This is a genomic window from Flavobacterium sp. DG2-3 (genome assembly GCF_030730925.1).
Lineage (GTDB): Bacteria > Bacteroidota > Bacteroidia > Flavobacteriales > Flavobacteriaceae > Flavobacterium.
On sequence record NZ_JAVAMB010000005.1, the window covers coordinates 158,157 to 178,144 of the forward strand.

A 19,988-nucleotide genomic window follows, 5' to 3' on the forward strand; every position below is an offset into this window, starting at 1 on the left:
TTAGTTTATTATTTTGCTTCAGCAGTTTATTTATTTCCGCTATTGGAGATTATTACTTTTTTGGTGATTCGCTGATTTTCATCTGTCAGAAATTCGGCAATATACACTCCGTCGGACAAGCCATCAGTTGGGAAATTATAAGAAGGCTCCGCATTTAAATCTTTTTTTGAAATCACCGCTTTTCCTGACATGTCGAATAAAGTGAAAGACTGCACCGTGAGTGTTTGCGGATTGGAAACTTTGATATTCTTACGTTTGCTGTCCTGATAAATTGTAAAATTTTGCACGTCAAGATTTTCATCTACTCCAAGAGTCTGATCTGTAAAGGCAATAAAAAAACGGTCTGTGTAAGTTCCTGGTGTGGCTAGCAATTCATAAGATGCATTTCTGATTTCATGGTAAGAATCATCAGCTTTATCATAGAGATATACAGATTGTGAAACATCAATATTAACTGCTTCCGATACGTGAAATTTCAAAGTGCTTGCTTTGGATGCTTTTACAGAAAGTGGAATCTTTTTATAAGCATCAAAATTTACACCTTGTATAAGATAAGCTTTGTCTTCAATCCAGAAATTAACATCATCAGGAAGGTCCAAAGTCATGTTTAATGCGTCTATTCCAAGATCAGGTCCGTCTGTTGCCTCATCGAGAAAGGCAAGAGCAAGCTGTCTGGTAAACTGGTTGTTGATTATGGTATTCAGTCTAAAATAAGAAAGAGGTTCTGCTTCTTCTGTTTCTTCTACTTCTTCCGTTTCAAGTTTCTTCTGTGCTTGTTTTTCAAACTGAGACAGTCCTGTTGTTTCCCTGATAAAAACGCGGTGGGCATTTTTGAAAGTGACATTTCCATTAGTTGTTCCATTAAGTAAAAAGCCTTGTCCTATTTGAGCGTATCGGCGAAGCTGTACTGTTCCTGATCCAGTTCCTGGACCGGGATTGACTGTTCCATCCTGATTATAGGCATTAAAAGCTGGCGGAACATAAAGCCCTTCAGTAGTAGTATTGAGAGCAGCATAAGAACCGTAGCCTCCGCGGTAAGCGCTTAGGTAATGCGAATTTACGGTACGATCCTGTTGCCAGAAATAAGCTGTTCCTCCCGTCAGGGCAAGATTGTCAGGATCCCGTAAAAAGGCATTAAGATGCAGAACCGAAGGATAAGGATTTCCAGTCAGCGTGGCACTGCCAGCTCCGAGCGCGACTGTAATATTTCCGTTGTTTGGTTTTCCCCTAAAATCGTAGCGCTGTGCACCGCCCGGATTATTAGGAACTCCCATACTAGCTGGATCGAGCATATCGGTTCCTGAAGTGCCTTTCATGGTGAAACCCTCGCCTGGAGCTATAGAAGAAGCTGTTCCAACCGAAATCCATTGGGAATAATTATTGGCATTTATCAGTTTGTAAATCCAATGGGAAGCTATAGCAAGCGGACTAGCAGTTCCGTCATAACTTCCCGTAGGCAATAGCGTAGCAGGAGTAAAAGCGATTGGGCCGTCTGGACGTGAGAGCAAACTGATACCGAAACTGGTATTTCCAGAAGTACTAGAAGGCGTTCCGACTGGAGAACACCAATAGTTATAATCAAAATTGTCAGATGTTCCTTCTTGGTAAACGGACAATGATCCAAGACCAGTGTTGGCTGAAGTAGTGTTTCCGCCCTGAACCAGTTGGGCATCATTCCTTAAATAAAGATTGGAATTAGCATTTAAATTCAAGTTTTGCCCGACATATAGAACTTGATTTTTAGCATAAATACTGGAATTTGTACTCAGATGCAGTTGAGGAAATCCTTTGATACTGAGCGTTAGAATAAACAGCGTAAATAGTTTTTTCATAATATCTTCTATAAGGTATACTGTTTTAAAGTAATGTGATGCATTAAAATTTTCTTCGCGTAATCACGACAACAAATCCGAGAATAAGACCCGCAGCGAGTAACTTAGAAGAGTGTGTGTCAATCGGAAGAACGGGATCATCATCAGGAAGACCAGGCGGTGGCGGACCTCCTCCCTGTGCATACACCGCAGTCGAAAAAAGGAAAAACAAATAGAATACGGAGGTTAGTTTTCTGATGTTCATAACGCTGCTGGATTTACGTTGACGTCACCAGCAATAATTAGGACGTTATTTTTCTGATTGTTACTGAATTGTGGACAGCTTTTAAAAAGGGAAAATGGAAGAACCATTAAAGTAGGATGGTAGATTGAATTTTTCAGCATAAGTCTTGGGGTTTAGTGAAAAAGACAAAGTTAAAAATCGAATCAGATTTCACTTACATAATTCTTTCTTGGAGTTACATAATTCCCACTAAACAAGTGGATTGTGAAATTTATTGTTTGAATACTTCAGAATAAATTTTGCTTAGATATAAAAGCAATACTTCCTATATGAAAGTCATATAAATTATTGATCTGCTAAAATTATTATTAAATTACAATCAGGTATTTTTACGTGATTGTATTTTAATTAAAAAAAATATTTTTACTCAATAAAATATTTTTTATGCAATTTATATATTAAATAATTCGTATTAAAAAACTTATTTGAAATCATTAGTTTTTTTTAATCTAAGCAAATAAATAGTTAAATCGTTGATCATTTTAATACTGTGAATAAAGACATGAAATTTTACTTAATTTTTTTTCAGATGAATATAAATGAATAAACACGTAATTATTATTGGCGGAGGAGTAGCCGGAATGAGCGCTGCTCATGAACTTGTTGAACGCGGATTTAAAGTAACTGTATTTGAGCGTCAAGAAATTTGTGGCGGAAAAGCCCGAAGTATATCTATAGAAAATACAGCTACATCTCCAAGTAAATTATTGCCAGGAGAACACGGTTTTCGTTTTTTTCCAGGGTTTTACAAGCACATTATTGACACTATGCAACGCATACCTTTTAAAGGGGATTTTAATGAAAAATGTGTTGCAGATAATTTGGTAGACTGTCCCAATATGATGATGGCAAAAGCACATACAATTCCTATTGTTTTGCCAAGCCACCTTCCTCTTTCAATAAAAGGTATTAAAGATTTGCTAAAAAAAATACAAGGACTTGAAACTGAATTAAGTGAAGAAGAAAAACAATTAATTGCTTCAAAATTATGGCAGTTACTAACCACTTGTAAGGATCGACGTTTTAATGAATATGAGAGAATGGGGTGGTGGGAATTTACAGAGGCTGCAACAAATAGTGAAGCCTACAGAACTGTATTTGTAGATGGACTGACTAGAACGCTAGTGGCGGCAAAAGCAGAAACTTGCAATACTAAAACCAATGGAGATATTTTAGTGCAATTGATGTTTAATATGGTAGATCCATCGAGACATACAGACAGAATTCTTTCGGGACCTACAAATGAAAAATGGCTTACCCCGTGGTTGAAGTACCTCAAATCAAAAAACGTAGATTTTAACTTTAATAGTGAAGCTGTAGATTTTGAGGTTAAAGACAGAAAAATAGCTTCTGTTAAAATTAAAAATAGCGATAAAGTATCAAGCCATGAAGCAGATTATTTTATTTGTGCGGCTCCGGTAGAAAGGGCAGCACCAATTTTAAATAAATCGCATTTACTTGCATTAGACCCTAATTTAAAATTTACCGATACGCTCAAGAACTCTGTTGCATGGATGAATGGCATACAGTTTTATTTGAAGGAAGATGTTAAAATTGTTGATGGGCATATTATTTTAGCTGATAGCCCTTGGTCGTTAACCGCAATTTCGCAGGCACAATTCTGGAATGTAAACCTTTCTGATTATGGAGATGGTGCTGTAAAAGGAATAATATCTGTAGATGTAAGCAATTGGGAAAAAGAGGGGTTGTTAGTTAAAAAACCAGCCAATAAATGTACTATGTGCGAAGTCATTCTTGAAGTTTGGCATCAGCTTAAAATATCTTTCAATACACCCAATACTATATTAGAGGACGAAAATTTTTTCATGGCTTTTGTTGATAATTCGATAATATTTAACGAAGAACTTTTTAATGAAGAAAAAAGAAAATCTAATAGCAATATGTGCAGGCCTGCGCTATATGGTAATAATAAAATAGATATAAACGAAAATGAAGAACCGCTATTGGTTAATGAGATTAATACATGGTCTATACGTAATGATTCTAGAACATCAATTCCTAATCTTTTCTTAGCATCAGATTATGTTAGATCATTTACAGATCTTGCTACTATGGAAGGTGCTAATGAAGCCGCACGAAGAGCAACAAACAACATTATAGATGTAAGTGGAAGTAAAGCTAAATATTGTAAAATATGGGATATTCATGAGCCTAAATGGCTACTGTTTTCTAAATATCTAGATAAAAGAAGATACAAAAAAGGATTAGCGTGGAAATCTCAAGAACTTTGGTGGATAAAATTACTAAACTATATTTTTTATTTGTTTAAAAAATAAATAGAGATGCTAAAGAAACTAACATTATATTTTATTCCTGAAGAAAAGCAAGAACTGCCAGAAGTATTGCTAAAATACAAACTCGTAGTAAACATAATCTTAATTACTTTTTTGTTTGATCTTGATTATGCTTTTATTACTATAACTATTAAAATGAGTGAAGGCACAGTGAGTCTAATCATTGCTGCGATACTTCATTTGTCGCTGCTTTTTGCAGTAAAAAAGAATATTTTGCTTTCTTTTATTATCAATTTCTATGTTCTTGTTGGCGTATTGGCTGTTGTTATTTCCATTTATTTCTCAGGAGGATTAAGTTCGCCTGTTCTGCCTTGGCTTGCAACATCACCCGTTGTTGCTTTGTTAATGAATGGAAGAAAAACGGGATTAACATGGCTTTTTATTAATTCGTCTATTGCATTGTATTTTGGAATTTCAGACAAATTAGGTTATTCTTTTCCATTACATTATGATTTGGAATGGAAAAATTCATTAGCTATAAATTGTTTGGTAGGATTGATTCTAATTGTATTTTTTGTCTCCTATGTATTTGAAACCGGTAAAAATACAGCATTCAAAAAGCTCGCAGAGAACAGCATTCTTCTTGCAGAAGAAAAACGAAAGAATGCTTTTCATGAAATTTCACAAGAAATTCATGATGGGGTTGGTCAAACCTTATCAATCATTAAACTTAATCTTCATTTGCTTGAAAAAATAAAAGATGAATCTGGAGGGAAACTTAACGAAACAGTCGAGCTTGTTACAAAAGCTATTGTTGATCTTCGCAATATTTCAAATCATCTGTATAGTGAAAACCTTCATAGTTTTATTCTTGAAAATGCACTAAGTGATGATCTTACTCTTATTAAAAATATTGGAACACATTCTACTGTACTTAATGTGACTGGCAAATCAAACATTGACCCCAAAACTGCTTTTTCCTTATATAGGATAGCTAAAGAAGGGTTAAATAATATTCTAAAACATGCTAGTGCAACATCAATAATCATTACATTAGATTATTCAAATCAATTTACTATGGTAATACAGGACAACGGTGTTGGAATTTCTTATAAAAACGAAATCGGTGGACAAGGCATTGCTAGTATGCGTGATAGGATCAATCTTTTGGGAGGTTATATGTCGATTGAGGATTCGGGTAAAGGAACAATATTAAAATTGATATTATAGCATCAATGAAGACCCAAACCTCAAATATACTTATTGCTCTTGCTGATGATCAGCAGCTCTTTTTGCGGTCACTAGCTACACTTATTGATGGTTTTGCTGGGAAAAAAGTGATTATGGAAGCATTGAGTGGAAAAGATCTTGTGAATCAACTAGAAAATGCTTTAGAACTTCCTCACATCATACTCATCGATGTAAACATGCCTGTCATGAATGGAGAGGAAACTGCTCTTTTATTATCAAATAAATATCCTAATATAAAGCTTGTGGCTCTTTCAATGAAAGATGATGACCGCACAATCATAAAAATGATAAAAGCCGGATGCTGCTCTTATCTTTTGAAAGACATTCACCCTAATGAACTGGATAAAGCATTAACTGAAATCGCGACCAATGGTTATTACAATAGCGATACGATTAATAAGAATCTAAGAAGATTGCTTTGTCATGATGAAACTGAATTGAAATTATCAGTTAACGAGCAACTATTCTTGCACCATGCCTGTAGTGATATGACTTATAAAGAAATTGCATCTAAGATGTGCCTTTCAGAAAAAACAATCGATGGCTACCGCGAATCTATCTTCGTAAAATTAAATGTAAAAAGCCGCGTAGGCATGGCTTTAGAAGCTGTTCGCCTCCAGTTAATAACATTATAATTCAAAAACAGGAATTTTCCCCCTTCCTGACAGGAAATATCCCCTAAACCATTCTTCATTCACATTGTACTTTAGCGATGTAATTCTTTGAGCTTTTTAAGCAATAAAGAATAAATAACTAAATCGTAAAAGAATGAAATTAAAACTTACTGCATTAATGCTAGTAATCCTTTTTTCTGGATGCAATCAGAAAGAAGAAAAAACTGGTATCGAAAAAACAAAAGCGCATGAAAATTTTCAACAAGGCGCGAGTGATTCAGCTGGTACAGCTGAGTTAAATGAAAAAACCGGTGCGGAAAAGACAAAAGCGAGAAAGTATTTTGAAAAAGGTACAATCGATTCGGATAGCAAAGCTGAATTAAAGCTTTTGAAGATATCATCAGATAACTTGTCTGATGCTTCCGTCAATTCACTAAGGGCAGAAAATTATTTTGCAGATCAATTTTCTTGTGTAGTTCATGGTTATAGCTACTATAGGCTTACAAACATGCATTCTTCTAAAGAAATTACTGGTTGCGTAACAAAAAGCTGGCTTTATGAAGGCAGAACAGTTTATGAACATGTTCCTTTTACTTTAAAGCCCGGAGGTTGGCAGTTGTTTGGTTGCTTTTTTGTAACGGCTAGTCAGCCTATAACATTTAAGATTTGTTCATTTTTTGGCAAAGAACAGAAATGTGCTTGTCCAAATTAATAATTTTTCATACAAAAGATTAATAAGATTTAACCACTAACAACTAGAATATTATGGGAGAAATAACCTCAAATTTATTAAATGATTATACTTCAGCTTTATTCACTTCAAACCCTTATAGAATAGCATTTCTTTTGAACGAAGTAATTCATAATTCAGATTCGGCCATTCTTGTGGAGCCAATCAAAAATGAATATTGGATTTTTTATACAGGAAGTATCTCATTTCCTGAAGAAAAACTAAATGATATAAAGCATTTCCAAACAGAGAAGACTCAAAGCAAAAATTTTACAGTAGGTGAAAATTTAGTTTCTAATGCGGGTAAATGGTTGTCTGAAATTGTTAAGATAGAACCTGGCGAATTTTTTGTTGCTTCTATTTGTGCCGCTATAAATAAAATTAAAAACAAAAGCAGTATTAGAATAGCCGTAGAACAAGGTGAAGGCGTGAATCGTAACTTACACATTTACTACAAAAAATAAAACAAGTGAAAAATCTAGGTCTTGTTTTAATTTTTACAATCCTTTTTTCATCAAAATGTTTTAGTCAAGATAATCTACATGGTCTTTCAGCTAAGGTAGCATATAGTACGTTAGAAAAATATTCGTTTGGTGTTGGATATAATTTTGTAAAATTTAAAGATGATTGGGGCTGGTCTCGACTCGCACATAATTATTACTTAGAATATGTGCCCGAACATAAAGCGCTTGGTTTGTCTGCTAATATACAATACACTTTAATATTTGCTAAAGCTGGAATGGAAGCGAGTTTCCGTTCAAAAAATGAAATGAACAATTCTTACTTTTCATTTTATCCCTATTTAGGCTTTGACTTGCTTAATGGCGATTTATCGTTTGGGCCAGAGTTATTGACTTATAAATCAGATAGTAAAGATGTTGGTTTTAAAATAGTTTTTAAAATCCATCCGAAGCTGATTAAATAATTTGTGCTAATCGTTAAAAACAAAAAAGAACGATTAAAACAATTTACTTCTATAATTATTCATAAGCTTTTAATTTTTATACAATATGTGGAAATTTTTGAAAAAAAATAATGAGATAAATTCAGAACCAAATTTAGAAGATGAGAAAGAAAACAGTGCGCTACGATTCATTTTCTTTCTGGTTGTTATTGGTATTTGCGGTATTGCTTTGTTTGTCTGTAATGGTTTTACACGAGTACAAGGCGCAAAAGTGTTTGCAATATGTGCCACACTATTTTTTATTGCGGGAGCTGCTTTTGTACTAACAAGTATGATTGGTTTCCTTTTTGGCATTCCGAGAACTACTGTAATTGCGGAGTCTGAAAAGTCAAAATCACGTTATATAGGTAATGATAATTTACTGCAAGTTAGCGATTGGTTAACCAAAATTATTTTAGGACTTGGACTTACTCAGATTCATGAAATGGCTCCTTTTCTTAAAAAGACAGCCATATTCATGAGATTAAGCACGCAGTTTAATAATGATGCATTAATAGTCTTAATTATAATCTATAACGCATGTCTTGGTTTTCTATTTGGCTATCTCTGGACAAGATTATATTTTATTAGAATGCTGAAAGCAAGCGACAGTGACATAAACAATGTAGAAGAAACATCAGCTCAAATAAATACCCATATCACAACAGATATTAAAACTGGTGTAACAACTGCTGAAGAAAAATAACAATAATTGCCCTTTAATACTAACCTAAATAAATAATAAAAATGAAAAAAGTAAAATTTCACTTTAAGCTGATTTCTAAAGGAACTCTTGCAAATGTTTTTTTTTACCCAGAGCAAGAAGAATCTACAATCATTTTAAAAACTGATTCAAAAAGAAAAGAATGGGAAAATGAAGAGTTTGAATTGCTCATTGAGAATCCCTTCGAATACACTTTAAAAGTGTTTGGTGTTACAGGAACAGAATGGGAAGCAGAATTGAAAGTCATTACTCCTGATGGAGAAAAAGCTTTTCTAAAATGGGAAGGAGAGACAGGGGATACAAAACGAAATATTTCTGTAAGAACGAAACCTACAAAAAACATCGAATAACATTTTTACTATGAAAAAACGACTACTAATTATTGTAAATTTAATAATTGCGTTTTACGGACACGCTCAATTCAGCGTAATTCAAGACGGAGAAGGAGAAACATCTTTTCAGGTTTTTCAGGCAAGTACACTATTAATAAATGCAGAAAAAGAGTCTATCGGCTTTTCCTTTAGTCCTAAAGAATTTGTAAATGGATCAAATCAGAAATACTGGATTATAACCTTGTCTGCTAATGCAAAAGATGGTACTTCAAATTTATTTAAAGGGGGAGAATTTCAGTTTAGCGGTAAGCTAGGAGGAAATTTGGTATTTGATGTGACTGATTATGGAAAAGGAGCTACTGGCAATCTTGTCTCTCATTTTGTAGGTTTGGAAGCACTGTATTCAAGAAACAATGTTTTTGACATATCTAAGCCTTTTGAAGATCAAATTTCTGAACAGACCAATCTTGGTTTTCGACTCAATTATGGTTTGAATCTTCAGAATGTAGCATATGATAAATTGAAATTTTTAGGCGCATTTACTTTAGGAATCTCAGGTTCTGTCGGCTTAAAGGATAATTCGGATATTCTTGATGAGATGGAAATCATTACAAGCGAACAAATCATAACTAACGGCAGTACGACTCGAACAGTTTCAGAAACCTCTAAGGTTTATCTTGCAGATGAAGTAGAAAGAAATCAAATGTTTGCAAGATTGAATTTTGATTTTGGAAAATATATTATTAGTAAAAGATTTTTTTCAAATTTGCACATGACGTATGCATTTGATGAAAATTACAAACCCTCCTTTAATCCTGCTCTTGGTTTATATGTTACAGCAAAAGGGGCTCCAATAGAAGCGATTGTAGGATTGCAAGTTCAGACCAAAGATTGGACTAATAACCGTAATTCTGAAAAAGACAGATGGGAAAGAACGTCTATTGTTCTTACTGCTGGATTTCCGTTTAATTGATTTAAAAAGGAAGTATATATTAAAAAAGAGTCAGAATGTTACTGAATAACGTTCTGACTCTTTTTTCTTGAAAATTTTAAAAAAAATTAAGATCGCGGTTTAGATAAATTCCTATCATACATAACAATAGTACCTGCCACAGCTACATTTAAACTTTTTTCTGATTTAAATTTCACTAAATGATGGCATTTCTCCATCGCTTTTTTAGGTAAACCATGATCTTCTGCGCCTAATAAATAAACACAGCGTCTAGGATGTTCGAAGGTTTCTAAATCGACAGCTTTATCAGATAGTTCAACTCCAACCAAACGGGCTCCTTTTGGTAAATTTTCAAAAAAAGCTTCAAATGTATCGTAATGAAAATACGGAATTGCTTTTACAGCATCATGAGTATCACAAGCTTGTTTGGCATAACGATTACCAATAGTAAAGATAAAAGTAGCCCCCAAGTTTTGAGCCGAGCGCCATAAAACACCTAAGTTTTCTGGCGTTTTACCATTTTGTATTCCGATGCCGAAGTATTCGTTTATAAAATTATCATTCATACGGCAAAAGTACAAAGTGTAGGTACATAAATCAATTTTTTGTGGAATGAATGGAAGTTCTTGTAGATTACTCGAGCAGCTTTGCTATCTAGAATATCTATTTTCAAGATTATTTGTTTTATAAAGCTCGCATGCACCCAATCCTCTTGATTCATTATTGAGACAACTCCTCTTGTGCTGTAATTAATTTTTCAATAATATCTTCAACCTCTTTATCAGACTTGTCAGGATCTAATTTTTCAATATAAATTCTAATCATTTCTTTATCTACTTCACTTGGATCTGCATCTTCGCCTAATTTTTTGGCTTGCCTTTTTGCTGCTGTATTGATAGATGTTGCTTTAGTTGTGCTCCATTTCTTTTTAATAAATTCTCTTGCCTCTGTAATTGCTGGGTGTATAGGTTTAGGCGGAATTTTCTTTGCGGGACTGCCGTGCGTTTTACGCCATTGTGATGCTAAATTGTAAAGTGGATTTCCATTGACCTTTCCATTGCTTTTTATCTCAACATCATCTATACCCATATGCATTGGAGATTCAGGGTGATAATCTGATCCTCCATGTCTTGCAATCAATGGAGAACTATTTCCAGAGACAACAGCTTTTTTCCTAAAAACTTGAAGATAACTTTTTAATACATCCCTGTGTTTGTGTAAATCCTTTAATATTTCGTCATATCGCTCATCCACAGAATGTCCATCAGAAGTTAAAGCATCGCTGGCCTTTACACCAGTGTACTTTTCTTTTATTAGACCTTCAACATTTTCTGTAATTCTCAAATGAGTAGCAATGGCTTCTACAATACCAGTTGCGGGATTGCTTCTTTTTGAAATGGCATCGTCTCTAACTTCATGCATTACAGATTGTTTTTGTGTCATCCAGTTTCTTTGATATTTTTTTTGGAACGTGCCAGTATGTCCAGAAATTTCATCAACAAGATCACCAGCCCATATAATAAATTCTGTAGAAAGTCTTATTTGTTCTTGTGCATCCATCCAATCAAACTCTTCTCCATCAAAAGTGGCTACAGCCGACATCTTTTTAGGAGGGCGATAAGACAATTCTAAATACTTCATAGTTTCTGAAGTTTTAAAAAGCTCATCTAATCCAGTGCCCGAACTGGCTCCTTTTGCTTTTGTAGCCTTTACTCTTACAGCATTATCAATTAATTTTTTTACAGATTCGTGTTCTTTGTAGCCATTTATGAGTTCATCCAATTTTTTTATTGCTTCTTTATTGTCTTTATGCACAGGATCTCTGGCTATCTTTAACAATCCGCGTACTTTTGAATAAAAATCCTTAGTGTTTGATCCTTTCCATTCTTCTTCTAATTTTGTTTTGGATGTGGCAGCCAATGGTACACTAGATGTAAATACAGGTCTAGTTCGGGTATCGCTAATATCTATTGCAGCACGTTTAGAGATTTTTTTATCAGTTTTAGCCCCATCTTCAGTATTTTCTACAGGTGCTGTCATGGCATTGTCATGCATTATTCCATTATTTATCCTCTCAATTGCGGCCTCATAGTTATCTGTCATCTCAATAGCATCGTTTATTAAAATGTTTAATACTATTGGATCTATATTTCTTAGAGCATAATGACTTTTAATTCTATTTATCACATGACTATCAATGATTTTTCTTTGAATGGTTATCATTCTCTGACTAATAGTATTATGACGAATCTCTTTTTGTATAATTTTTTTTTCGTTAGGGTTATTCTTTAATTGCATTGCTTTCGCTCCCATAACATCAGCTTCATTCTCCAAACCCTTATTATCATTTACATTCACTTTGCCTTTCATCTGCAAAGTAGGCTTTACGCGTCCTTGTTTTTGCTGAACCACGTGCCAAGCTTCATGAGGTAAATGCTTTTCTTGACCAGAAGCCAGATGAATATCTGATCCTTGTGCATAAGCATGAGCATTCAGTTGTCCAGGCTTATCTGAGTTATAGTGTACCTTTACATCATCCATAGAATGACCTGAAAGATTTTCGATTCCTGATTTTAGATGGTCGGGCAGACCCGTATTGTTTTCTTTTTTCTGTAAGACAGATTTTGGCCTGTTATCTTGTAATGAAACAGCAGATTGCGTGTTGTCCTTTTTCTGGATTGAATTTGCTGCCGAAAATTGTTGTTTTGTATCTTCAGTATGTATTGTTTTATTATCCATAACTGTAATTGATTAAGATGTCTAAACGGCACGTTAGTGTTTTAAAATCAGTGAGCAGTTCTCATTGCAATTGAGTAGAAAAGTACCCACTGATTTATTGTAAATAATAAACATTAAAAAACTATATTAAAAATTTGAAAAACCTTTTTTGACACTTTCATACAATGGCTTTTTTGCTAGTGTATCTATGAAATAGGGTTCTCCGCCTCCAGGAGTATAACCAAACGTAATAGTACCTGCTTTTGTATATCCCTCTCCTTGTTTCATCATTCCAAATGTAGCTTCAGATCCCTTTTTAAGAGCGGTTTGATCAAGAAATTGAAAGATACAGACTCCTAAAAAGTTATTTCGTGGGTGTGAATTTTCTATTTGAGAAAGTACCCATGCAGCTTGATCATCTTCAGTTTTTACAGCCGAATCCGATTTGATGGGAACTCCCATTTCGGCAAAGAAAAAGGGAAGATTAGGAAAGTAAGATGGAAATGTCACATCAATATAATTTTTAATATAGGCACCATCATTCTGCGGATTTGTTGAAGCAATAAATCTGGTATCCCAAACATCCTCTAAGTCTAGAGCTATAAAAGCGGCTTGAAGTTTTCGAATAGCCTTAATTCCAGGTATATTTTTATTTGTTGGATCAGCAAATGAAACTGGCGAAGTAATTGGAAGTAAAGCCGATGCTGGAATTCCTAAACTTTTTTCAATATTGATAAGAATCTGAATCATCTTCGCAACCTCAATTACCGTAAAACCTCCCGCTAGATCAAATTCATTTCCAATTCCCCACATACCTGCGGCTTTATGCGGAGTGGTTCCAGCATTGTAAATTTCAGTTACCATTGCCGTAATAAAAGGTATGACATCGTTCCCTTTATGTAATTCCGACAGAAAATAATTAGAAATTGGCACGAAAACTTTAATATTGTTAGCTGCACATTCGTCTAAAAAGGAAATATGTGACCTTTGATACGGACCTGGTTGCTTATCTGGAGCTGGTGGAGTGCTCCAATCATACAGATGTAAAAAATTTACTTTAAGCTCATTAGCCAAATTAGAAACATCTCCACGACCACCATCTGCTTTTCCCCATAAAAGTGGAAAGTGAGAATTGGTAAAATCAGTGTCAAAATACTTGGGTGGAGGATTTGGTGTATCATCTGCTGGAGCAGGAACATAAGCACTTCCCCGTAATGGAACCAATGCCGAAGCATTTGCAATTTTTGATAAATCATTCATTTTTTATAGTTTTTAAGGGTTAATATTTATATAAATGTTATTGTGTAATGCACCTTATATTTGGGTAGAATTTGATCTGCATTTCGTATCAATATTTCATTCGAATCAAAATTATTTCGGTAATAAATTGCTCCATAAGAACCGCTTCCGGATTCATAAGTTTTTTCACCTCTTATTGAATCATATTCGGTTTCATCAACATTATTCTGCTTTTGGTATCCAACAGGCACTGGAACTTGGTGGTTTCCGACTCGCTTTACCATAGAATTATGTGTGTTATGCCTTTCACTAGATCCGTCTACAACATTTTTTTGGTTTCCCTCTATAACATCGCTAACAATTAGAACTCCTCCTGATATAGGATCGAGACCACCATAAGTAGCCGCTTTTGCTGCTTGATCACTAAAATAGGAGCCTCTTCCAAGCGCACCAAATCCCTTCTGCGTATCATGTGCACCTATGTCTGGGCGATAGCCTCCACTGACTACTAAATCGGTAACATGGCTTCCATGTCCTGCGTATAATTCTCTTGAAGTTTTTCCTTTTTTATGCGATCCATTAAATTTTGCCTTTTGAAATGCATTTGTTCTAACGCTTGGATTGATAATCCTAAAAACCTGTTGAATATCTATTGTAAAAGCTCTTCCGCCTCCGCCTCCTAATACAGCACTTTTGCCTGCCCATAGTTTTCCAAAAAAGCCATTTGCTGCCATAATACCTTTCATAAGTGGCTGAGTTTCATGAAATGCATCTGTTTTATAAGGTTTAGTTCTAACATTTTGTTCTATTTTCCCTTTAACTTGATTAAATTCGTTAGTTCCATTAGGTACTAGTGCCAATTGTCCTTTACCAGTTGCATCAGCTTTTGCTTGTTTGCCTGCTATTTTTTTATTTCGAGTAGTTGGGTCATTCCAATTTCTAATTGCGTTGTCGTGTTCATTACGTTTTTTTCTTTTTAACTGAATTATAGGTATGGCATTGCTAATGAGCCTATTTTCATATTCTTTCGATTTCATCTGCAAAGCCTTAGCTCCCATAACATCAGCTTCCTTCTCCAAACCTTTGTCATCATTTACATTAACTTTACCTTTCATTTGCATAGTAGGTTTCACGCGTCCTTGTTTCTGCTGTATCACATGCCAAGCTTCGTGAGCTAAATGTTTTTCCTGTCCAGATGCAATGTGGATATCTGTTCCTTGTGCATAAGCGTGAGCATTTATTTGCTGAGGTTTATCAGAGTTGTAATGAACTTTGACATCGTCCATAGAATGGCCAGAAAGATTTTCGATTCCTGATTTCAGATTGTCAGGGAGCCCAGTGCTATTTGCTTTTCTTTGAACTGGAGTAAAAGAAACTGGCACAGCTATTGGTTTTTCTGAAAGTTTTTGTTGCAGGACAGAATATTCCCGATTATTTTTTAACTGCATAGCATTGCGTCCGCTGTCAATGCTGAAAGCAGTAGCTATAGTTTTGTTTTCGGATATTTTTTCTTGTTGCTGTTTCATTTTTATGCTGTTATACCCGCACCACCTGTACCTGGATCGGGATCCTTGCGAAAATCTTTATAAAAACCTTTGTTTTCTGGTTCATCATCTGGAGTATGATATCCATCTTCATCATCTTCACTATCATAATTCACTTTTTTCTTTTTCTCATATTTATGGCTTTCATTACATACTTTGCAAAAAGCCCTTAAACGATCTGGATCATTGTGATCTTCCTTCATTTCTTCATCAGTTGCGCCTCTTGACTTTAAATCGCGTTCTCGAGGTGCCCAAGTAGGGAAGTGGTCCAATGTCAAAGCACGTTGTTGGTGATGTTTGCCACTTTTACTTGTAAAAGCGTATTTAGTTAGTTGAAGTTTATTGTTTCCCTTTTTTGTATAAGCTAATGGTCGTCTGCATCCAGGACAAGTGTATATTTCATCAAAGTTGCTATTTACATTAGTACGTTTATGAGCAGTATGTCTTATAACATGTTCTGTTGTGTCATTTGGAATGTGGAATCTTTTCTGTTTTTTTGCTTGTGGAGGAATATAATCTCCACTGCCATCGTCATCGCTTTCTGAGTCTTGCCTTTTTCTTTTCTTTTGATTCTTCTTTCCACCGTCGCCACCTTTTAATTGTGTAACGGCATTATTTGGTATTGCAGTTTCTTGAAGTTTTCGTTGTACAATAGAAAATTCACGATTGTCTTTTAGCTGAACCGTATTATTTCCATGAGCAGCATTTGCAGCAATACTATCGGTTTCATTTTGAGATATTTTTTTGTGCTGTTGTATCATTTTTCTTCTTTATTAGAATTATATAACTGCTTAACTTTTCACGATCTATTTAATCCCTCAACGGCGTAACCTCAACAGGACCAACACCGCCTAAATAATTTATTGCTGAACAAAAAGGATGATTGTGAATCATAACTTTTAAACTCTCAAGATCTCGATCAAAATAGGGGATCGTTACTTTTTTTCCTGTAAGGAGTTTTACCAGATGATCATTTTCTAAAGGCAAAATTTTGAATAAAGGTTTTCGGGCGGCATAAAAAAGATTTTCATCATCGGTAATAAAAGAAATTTCTCCACGGTTTTCTTTTAGTTTTTGGCGGTTATTTTTTAATAAAATAATAATCTGAGCTTCAATTTTATTAACGGTTGTGTCTATATGCTTCTCATTTGTCTGTATGACCAGATAAAGATTCTGACTCGTAATTAAATAGCCATTTATAAAAACAGCATTATTTTTACTGCAATAATTTAAAGCCATTGCAATTATGGTGTTTACATAGTTGAGGTCGAAATGTTTCTTCCAATTCCCAATTTTAAGCTTCAATTCATGACGGTGCAATTTGGGCTTAGTAATAGTAACTTGAATAATGTTTTCATCCTTTTTCATAAGCCATCAACTCATTTGAGTAACCACAAGTGTTTTATTCTCTTTTTTAAATTCACGTCTAATGCCTTCCAATAAATCCTGCTGACTGACAATAGTTTCATCTTTCTGAATGGCAGCTAAAGCGCAAAATCGCAACACATTGATAATCGCTCCGCCGGCAAGTTCATAGTTCTCGGCAATGCTTTCGATATCAATATCTGGACTAAGCTGACACTTTCCAGAGAATGCTTTTTCCCATAACAGAATTCTTTCTTCGGCGGTTGGCATGGTAAAATGAATCATCGATTGAAATCTTCTAGAGAAAGCTTCATCCATATTTTCTTTTAAGTTTGAAGCTAGAATTACAACTCCTGGAAAATCTTCAATTCTTTGCAGTAAATAACCCGTCTGCTGATTCGCATGCCGATCGTTTGAAGATGAGGTAGTCGTTCTTTTTCCGAAGAGAGCATCGGCTTCATCAAAAAATAAAATCCAATCTTTGTGCTGTGCAACATCAAATATCTTAGAAAGATTTTTTTCGGTTTCACCAATGTATTTAGAAACAATCATAGAGAGGTCAACTCTGTAAACTTCTCTGTTAGTGCTTTTTCCTAGTAAAGTTGCCGTAAGCGTTTTTCCAGTTCCAGGAGGGCCATAAAAAAGCGTTCGATATCCAGGTTTAATTTTATTCTCGAGACCCCAATCTTTCATCAGCGTTTCGCCATGATTGAGCCAAGCATTTATTTCCATAACCTGATTCATAACGTGTTCTTCCAAAACCAAATCATCCCAGTTTAATTTGGTCGAAATTTGCTGAGCGGGAAACGAAACGCTATGTTCGAGTTTAGGCAAAGTTCCCGTTATAAAAAATTGCAGCCAGCGTTCGTTAACCGAAAGAAGCTGATTTAAAACAGGCACATTTGACTCAGAACTTTCTAAAACTAAAACCTGTTCTTTTGCTAGAATATTGGTGTTGTTGAGAATCTGAAGCAATTCGATCCTTAATTCAGGATTCACAGCGGTAATTAAAAAGGACAAGGTTTGGCCTGTAGGCAGAAATCCGCTATGGGTTTTATTGATGACACCGCCAAATTCTGTAAAGCCGCGATCGTACATGGCATTTTTGCTAAAGAAAATATCGAGAACTTCAGGTTTAATTTGAGGCGCGAGAATCAAAGCAAGACAAAGCCTTTCGTAAAGATTCAAATCCCATTCTTTTATTTTTTTGTAATAAACGCTATCTATAGAATCATCATCAGCTTCGGGTGGCGCAATATCCTGCCATCGATTTTCATGACCTTCCTGAAGCAGATAACTGCAAATAACTTGATCGATTACTTTTTGCAGCCAATCCATTTCATTATACAAAACAATTATATTGGAATTAGTTTCCATACGCTCCAAATAATTTTTCTACATCGTCAAGATTAGCATCAGCCCATTTAAAATACAATAAAGCCGTATTAGGATTTAACTCGTTGCATTGCAGCATATCCAAATAAAAACCCTGCGCATTTTGCATGATCATTTGCGTATTATAGTCCACATCATTATGAAAATTGGAATCAAAAAAAGAATCTGCCCATTCGCTCGTACTATTTTCTTTCGAGATAAAATCACTGATGAAATAAGAGAGCTTTTCATCTTGAACGACTAATTTTTTAGCTTTAAAATAAGCGGGTTTTCTTTTGGTTTCCCTATGATAATATTCAATATCCTTTGATTGGATTGTTTTGGTATTTGGGTGTCCAAAAATATCTGATAAACCAAAATTTTCTGCTTCACAAGCCAATTCCAATTCTGCATTTGTTTCTCCTGCAATAGCGAGAGTGGTGTTTTTGGCAGTAGCGCTTTCAGTTACTACATAAAGTTCCCTGAAAGAATATAGGGTTTGCGTGAGTTTTATAATTAACTGCTGCTGAATGTCATTCCAATTATTAATTTTTACAGATTCAGGTTCTTCGGCTTTAAAGATGAAATTTCCTCTATGGGAAAATGCTAAAATCTGTTTGCTGAATTCAAAATTTCCATCTATAGAACCATGCGCCTGTGAACGCCCCGAATAAGGTTTCGAAATTCCGTCGCTAAAATTCCAATTGGCTTCATTTAAAGCAATCACACTGCTAATATCTGCGTCGTGATGCGAGATAATGCCATTGCGATAAATATTTCCCAATAGAATGATTTCTCCATTTTTAATCTGGAAATAATCGCCTGGAAAAAGACTATTATTCAACGGTTTCGTAGGCAGAAATCCTCCAGTTTTGAGATAAAACTGTCTATAAAAATTCTTGTTAGTATGATTCATGACCTTAAGAATTATGGATTAAAGTCCACTGAATCCAATATTGGAACAGTGGACATTTTAATGTGTTTTAAGAGGCATAAGCAGCCGCAGTTGCCGCAGCTAAGCTAGATTGAAGCGACTGAAGTTTAACCTGAGCTTTATTTAAATTGGCCGTCGCAATACTCAATTGTCTTGCTGTTTCGTCATTTGCATTATTAGCTTTTTCATAAGTAATCTGAGCATCTTTGTAGGCATTATACAATAACCCTCTGATCGAAGTGTCTGAAGTTGGCTGTGATGTCAATGAGGCATCTATAGATTTTTCGTCTGTTAAAGTCAGATACAATTTAGCAGCCTGTCTATTTTCAAGCGTAATCGCTGCTTCAGACTCCAGAACTGCAGCTTCTGCTGCCAATGTAGATTTTAAAGCAACCAATGTTAGGGCAACTGCATTATTAGCGTCTGTACCAGCAGTGCCGATTCTTGCAATCAAATCGTCTGAAATTAGCGGATTAAGCGCTTTCTTGCGGATAACAAGATTAGACAGCTTATTAATTATTTCTACAGAATAAATTAATTTAGTGATTAAATCGCTAATGTTCTGGCTTACTATTCCTGCATCTTTAGTGGCAATTGTCGTTTTAGAAAAAGCATTATTTGAATTAAAAGCTAAATCAGAAGCATTTTGAATGACCTGATCAATTAAGTTTTTATTGCTTAACGCATGCGAACGATTGCTTTCTGCAACCAATAAATAGCCTTGATATCTAGTCGATTTTTCATTCAGCGAGGTTACAATCGTTTGCTGTTGCTGTACAATTGCTGCTGCATCTGTCACTTGATTTTTTAGTAAATCTAGTTCTGCTTTCTTTTTCTCTGTAATCCCGTATTTCTGCAATTTCGGGCCTGGTGCTATTTGAGTTTCCATAGAATTGTA

General features: G+C 34.9%; 21 protein-coding genes. 9 read left to right on the forward strand and 12 right to left on the reverse strand.

The genetic code is table 11. From position 1 onward, the window contains the following. Window positions 1-26 precede the first annotated feature (26 nt). The 3 genes from Q9Q97_RS09405 to Q9Q97_RS09415 are packed head-to-tail and all read right to left on the reverse strand — an operon-like array spanning window position 27 to window position 2,216. Complete coding sequence (locus tag Q9Q97_RS09405) at window positions 27-1,832, reverse strand: T9SS type A sorting domain-containing protein (protein WP_306156339.1); 1,806 nt, start codon at window positions 1,830-1,832, stop codon at window positions 27-29. A 43-nt stretch (window positions 1,833-1,875) separates the two neighbouring features. Beyond that, window positions 1,876-2,043 carry a hypothetical protein gene (locus Q9Q97_RS09410; RefSeq protein WP_306156340.1) on the reverse strand — a complete coding sequence of 56 codons (168 nt, stop codon included), beginning with the start codon at window positions 2,041-2,043 and terminating at the stop codon, window positions 1,876-1,878. A gap of 29 nt (window positions 2,044-2,072) precedes the next feature. After that, the gene (locus tag Q9Q97_RS09415; RefSeq protein ID WP_306156341.1) at window positions 2,073-2,216 is read right to left on the reverse strand and encodes a hypothetical protein; all 144 of its coding nucleotides are present in this window, start codon (window positions 2,214-2,216) and stop codon (window positions 2,073-2,075) included. A 438-nt stretch (window positions 2,217-2,654) separates the two neighbouring features. Here Q9Q97_RS09415 and Q9Q97_RS09420 point away from each other — a divergent pair, with 438 nt between their 5' ends. The 9 genes from Q9Q97_RS09420 (at window position 2,655) to Q9Q97_RS09460 (ending at window position 9,937) form a co-directional block, all read left to right on the forward strand. After that, window positions 2,655-4,412: an FAD-dependent oxidoreductase gene (locus Q9Q97_RS09420; protein WP_306156342.1), complete on the forward strand. Its 1,758-nt coding sequence runs from the start codon at window positions 2,655-2,657 to the stop codon at window positions 4,410-4,412. 6 nt (window positions 4,413-4,418) lie between these two features. Then, window positions 4,419-5,600: a sensor histidine kinase gene (locus tag Q9Q97_RS09425; RefSeq protein WP_306156343.1), complete on the forward strand. Its 1,182-nt coding sequence runs from the start codon at window positions 4,419-4,421 to the stop codon at window positions 5,598-5,600. Window positions 5,601-5,605: 5 nt separating this feature from the next. Then, window positions 5,606-6,256, forward strand: a complete 651-nt coding sequence (locus Q9Q97_RS09430) for a response regulator transcription factor (protein WP_306156344.1) — start codon at window positions 5,606-5,608, stop codon at window positions 6,254-6,256. 133 nt (window positions 6,257-6,389) lie between these two features. Continuing rightward, window positions 6,390-6,947, forward strand: coding sequence for a hypothetical protein (locus Q9Q97_RS09435; RefSeq protein ID WP_306156345.1), 558 nt, complete (start codon window positions 6,390-6,392; stop codon window positions 6,945-6,947). 53 nt (window positions 6,948-7,000) lie between these two features. Beyond that, the gene (locus tag Q9Q97_RS09440; protein WP_306156346.1) at window positions 7,001-7,429 is read left to right on the forward strand and encodes a hypothetical protein; all 429 of its coding nucleotides are present in this window, start codon (window positions 7,001-7,003) and stop codon (window positions 7,427-7,429) included. Between the two features lie 5 nt (window positions 7,430-7,434). Further along, on the forward strand, window positions 7,435-7,890 hold the full coding sequence (locus Q9Q97_RS09445) for a hypothetical protein (protein WP_306156347.1): 456 nt from the start codon (window positions 7,435-7,437) through the stop codon (window positions 7,888-7,890). A gap of 97 nt (window positions 7,891-7,987) precedes the next feature. Further along, window positions 7,988-8,614, forward strand: a complete 627-nt coding sequence (locus Q9Q97_RS09450) for a hypothetical protein (protein WP_306156348.1) — start codon at window positions 7,988-7,990, stop codon at window positions 8,612-8,614. A gap of 41 nt (window positions 8,615-8,655) precedes the next feature. After that, window positions 8,656-8,982: a hypothetical protein gene (locus Q9Q97_RS09455; protein WP_306156349.1), complete on the forward strand. Its 327-nt coding sequence runs from the start codon at window positions 8,656-8,658 to the stop codon at window positions 8,980-8,982. Window positions 8,983-8,992: 10 nt separating this feature from the next. Further along, window positions 8,993-9,937: a hypothetical protein gene (locus tag Q9Q97_RS09460; protein ID WP_306156350.1), complete on the forward strand. Its 945-nt coding sequence runs from the start codon at window positions 8,993-8,995 to the stop codon at window positions 9,935-9,937. An 86-nt stretch (window positions 9,938-10,023) separates the two neighbouring features. On the opposite strand, the gene Q9Q97_RS09465 is transcribed toward Q9Q97_RS09460, so the two are convergent. From Q9Q97_RS09465 to Q9Q97_RS09505, 9 genes are all read right to left on the reverse strand, one after another. Beyond that, a complete protein-coding gene (locus Q9Q97_RS09465) occupies window positions 10,024-10,482 on the reverse strand; it encodes an RNA methyltransferase (RefSeq protein WP_306156351.1) in 459 nt (152 codons plus the stop codon). Window positions 10,483-10,636: 154 nt separating this feature from the next. After that, entirely contained in the window at window positions 10,637-12,655 is a 2,019-nt protein-coding gene (locus tag Q9Q97_RS09470; protein ID WP_306156352.1) for a DUF4157 domain-containing protein, read from the reverse strand. 126 nt (window positions 12,656-12,781) lie between these two features. Continuing rightward, entirely contained in the window at window positions 12,782-13,894 is a 1,113-nt protein-coding gene (locus Q9Q97_RS09475; RefSeq protein ID WP_306156353.1) for a hypothetical protein, read from the reverse strand. A gap of 26 nt (window positions 13,895-13,920) precedes the next feature. Further along, entirely contained in the window at window positions 13,921-15,399 is a 1,479-nt protein-coding gene (locus Q9Q97_RS09480; RefSeq protein WP_306156354.1) for a DUF4157 domain-containing protein, read from the reverse strand. A gap of 2 nt (window positions 15,400-15,401) precedes the next feature. After that, window positions 15,402-16,178, reverse strand: coding sequence for a GH-E family nuclease (locus tag Q9Q97_RS09485; protein WP_306156355.1), 777 nt, complete (start codon window positions 16,176-16,178; stop codon window positions 15,402-15,404). Between the two features lie 49 nt (window positions 16,179-16,227). Further along, the gene (locus Q9Q97_RS09490) at window positions 16,228-16,785 is read right to left on the reverse strand and encodes a hypothetical protein (RefSeq protein ID WP_306156356.1); all 558 of its coding nucleotides are present in this window, start codon (window positions 16,783-16,785) and stop codon (window positions 16,228-16,230) included. A gap of 6 nt (window positions 16,786-16,791) precedes the next feature. After that, entirely contained in the window at window positions 16,792-18,159 is a 1,368-nt protein-coding gene (locus tag Q9Q97_RS09495) for an ATP-binding protein (protein WP_306156357.1), read from the reverse strand. After that, complete coding sequence (locus Q9Q97_RS09500; protein ID WP_306156358.1) at window positions 18,149-19,072, reverse strand: hypothetical protein; 924 nt, start codon at window positions 19,070-19,072, stop codon at window positions 18,149-18,151. Before Q9Q97_RS09500 ends, Q9Q97_RS09495 begins: the two co-directional genes overlap by 11 nt. 67 nt (window positions 19,073-19,139) lie before the next feature. Next, the gene (locus Q9Q97_RS09505; protein ID WP_306156359.1) at window positions 19,140-19,979 is read right to left on the reverse strand and encodes a hypothetical protein; all 840 of its coding nucleotides are present in this window, start codon (window positions 19,977-19,979) and stop codon (window positions 19,140-19,142) included. Between the last annotated feature and the right edge of the window lie 9 nt (window positions 19,980-19,988).

Bases quoted from the DNA above. Each gene is read 5' to 3' on its own strand.
- Q9Q97_RS09405 (WP_306156339.1), bottom strand. From the start codon at position 1,832: ATGAAAAAACTATTTACGCTGTTTATTCTAACGCTCAGTATCAAAGGA.
- Q9Q97_RS09415 (WP_306156341.1), bottom strand. From the start codon at position 2,216: ATGCTGAAAAATTCAATCTACCATCCTACTTTAATGGTTCTTCCATTT.
- Q9Q97_RS09420 (WP_306156342.1), top strand. From the start codon at position 2,655: ATGAATAAACACGTAATTATTATTGGCGGAGGAGTAGCCGGAATGAGC.
- Q9Q97_RS09425 (WP_306156343.1), top strand. From the start codon at position 4,419: ATGCTAAAGAAACTAACATTATATTTTATTCCTGAAGAAAAGCAAGAA.
- Q9Q97_RS09430 (WP_306156344.1), top strand. From the start codon at position 5,606: ATGAAGACCCAAACCTCAAATATACTTATTGCTCTTGCTGATGATCAG.
- Q9Q97_RS09435 (WP_306156345.1), top strand. From the start codon at position 6,390: ATGAAATTAAAACTTACTGCATTAATGCTAGTAATCCTTTTTTCTGGA.
- Q9Q97_RS09440 (WP_306156346.1), top strand. From the start codon at position 7,001: ATGGGAGAAATAACCTCAAATTTATTAAATGATTATACTTCAGCTTTA.
- Q9Q97_RS09455 (WP_306156349.1), top strand. From the start codon at position 8,656: ATGAAAAAAGTAAAATTTCACTTTAAGCTGATTTCTAAAGGAACTCTT.
- Q9Q97_RS09460 (WP_306156350.1), top strand. From the start codon at position 8,993: ATGAAAAAACGACTACTAATTATTGTAAATTTAATAATTGCGTTTTAC.
- Q9Q97_RS09465 (WP_306156351.1), bottom strand. From the start codon at position 10,482: ATGAATGATAATTTTATAAACGAATACTTCGGCATCGGAATACAAAAT.
- Q9Q97_RS09470 (WP_306156352.1), bottom strand. From the start codon at position 12,655: ATGGATAATAAAACAATACATACTGAAGATACAAAACAACAATTTTCG.
- Q9Q97_RS09475 (WP_306156353.1), bottom strand. From the start codon at position 13,894: ATGAATGATTTATCAAAAATTGCAAATGCTTCGGCATTGGTTCCATTA.
- Q9Q97_RS09480 (WP_306156354.1), bottom strand. From the start codon at position 15,399: ATGAAACAGCAACAAGAAAAAATATCCGAAAACAAAACTATAGCTACT.
- Q9Q97_RS09485 (WP_306156355.1), bottom strand. From the start codon at position 16,178: ATGATACAACAGCACAAAAAAATATCTCAAAATGAAACCGATAGTATT.
- Q9Q97_RS09490 (WP_306156356.1), bottom strand. From the start codon at position 16,785: ATGAAAAAGGATGAAAACATTATTCAAGTTACTATTACTAAGCCCAAA.
- Q9Q97_RS09495 (WP_306156357.1), bottom strand. From the start codon at position 18,159: ATGGAAACTAATTCCAATATAATTGTTTTGTATAATGAAATGGATTGG.
- Q9Q97_RS09500 (WP_306156358.1), bottom strand. From the start codon at position 19,072: ATGAATCATACTAACAAGAATTTTTATAGACAGTTTTATCTCAAAACT.
- Q9Q97_RS09505 (WP_306156359.1), bottom strand. From the start codon at position 19,979: ATGGAAACTCAAATAGCACCAGGCCCGAAATTGCAGAAATACGGGATT.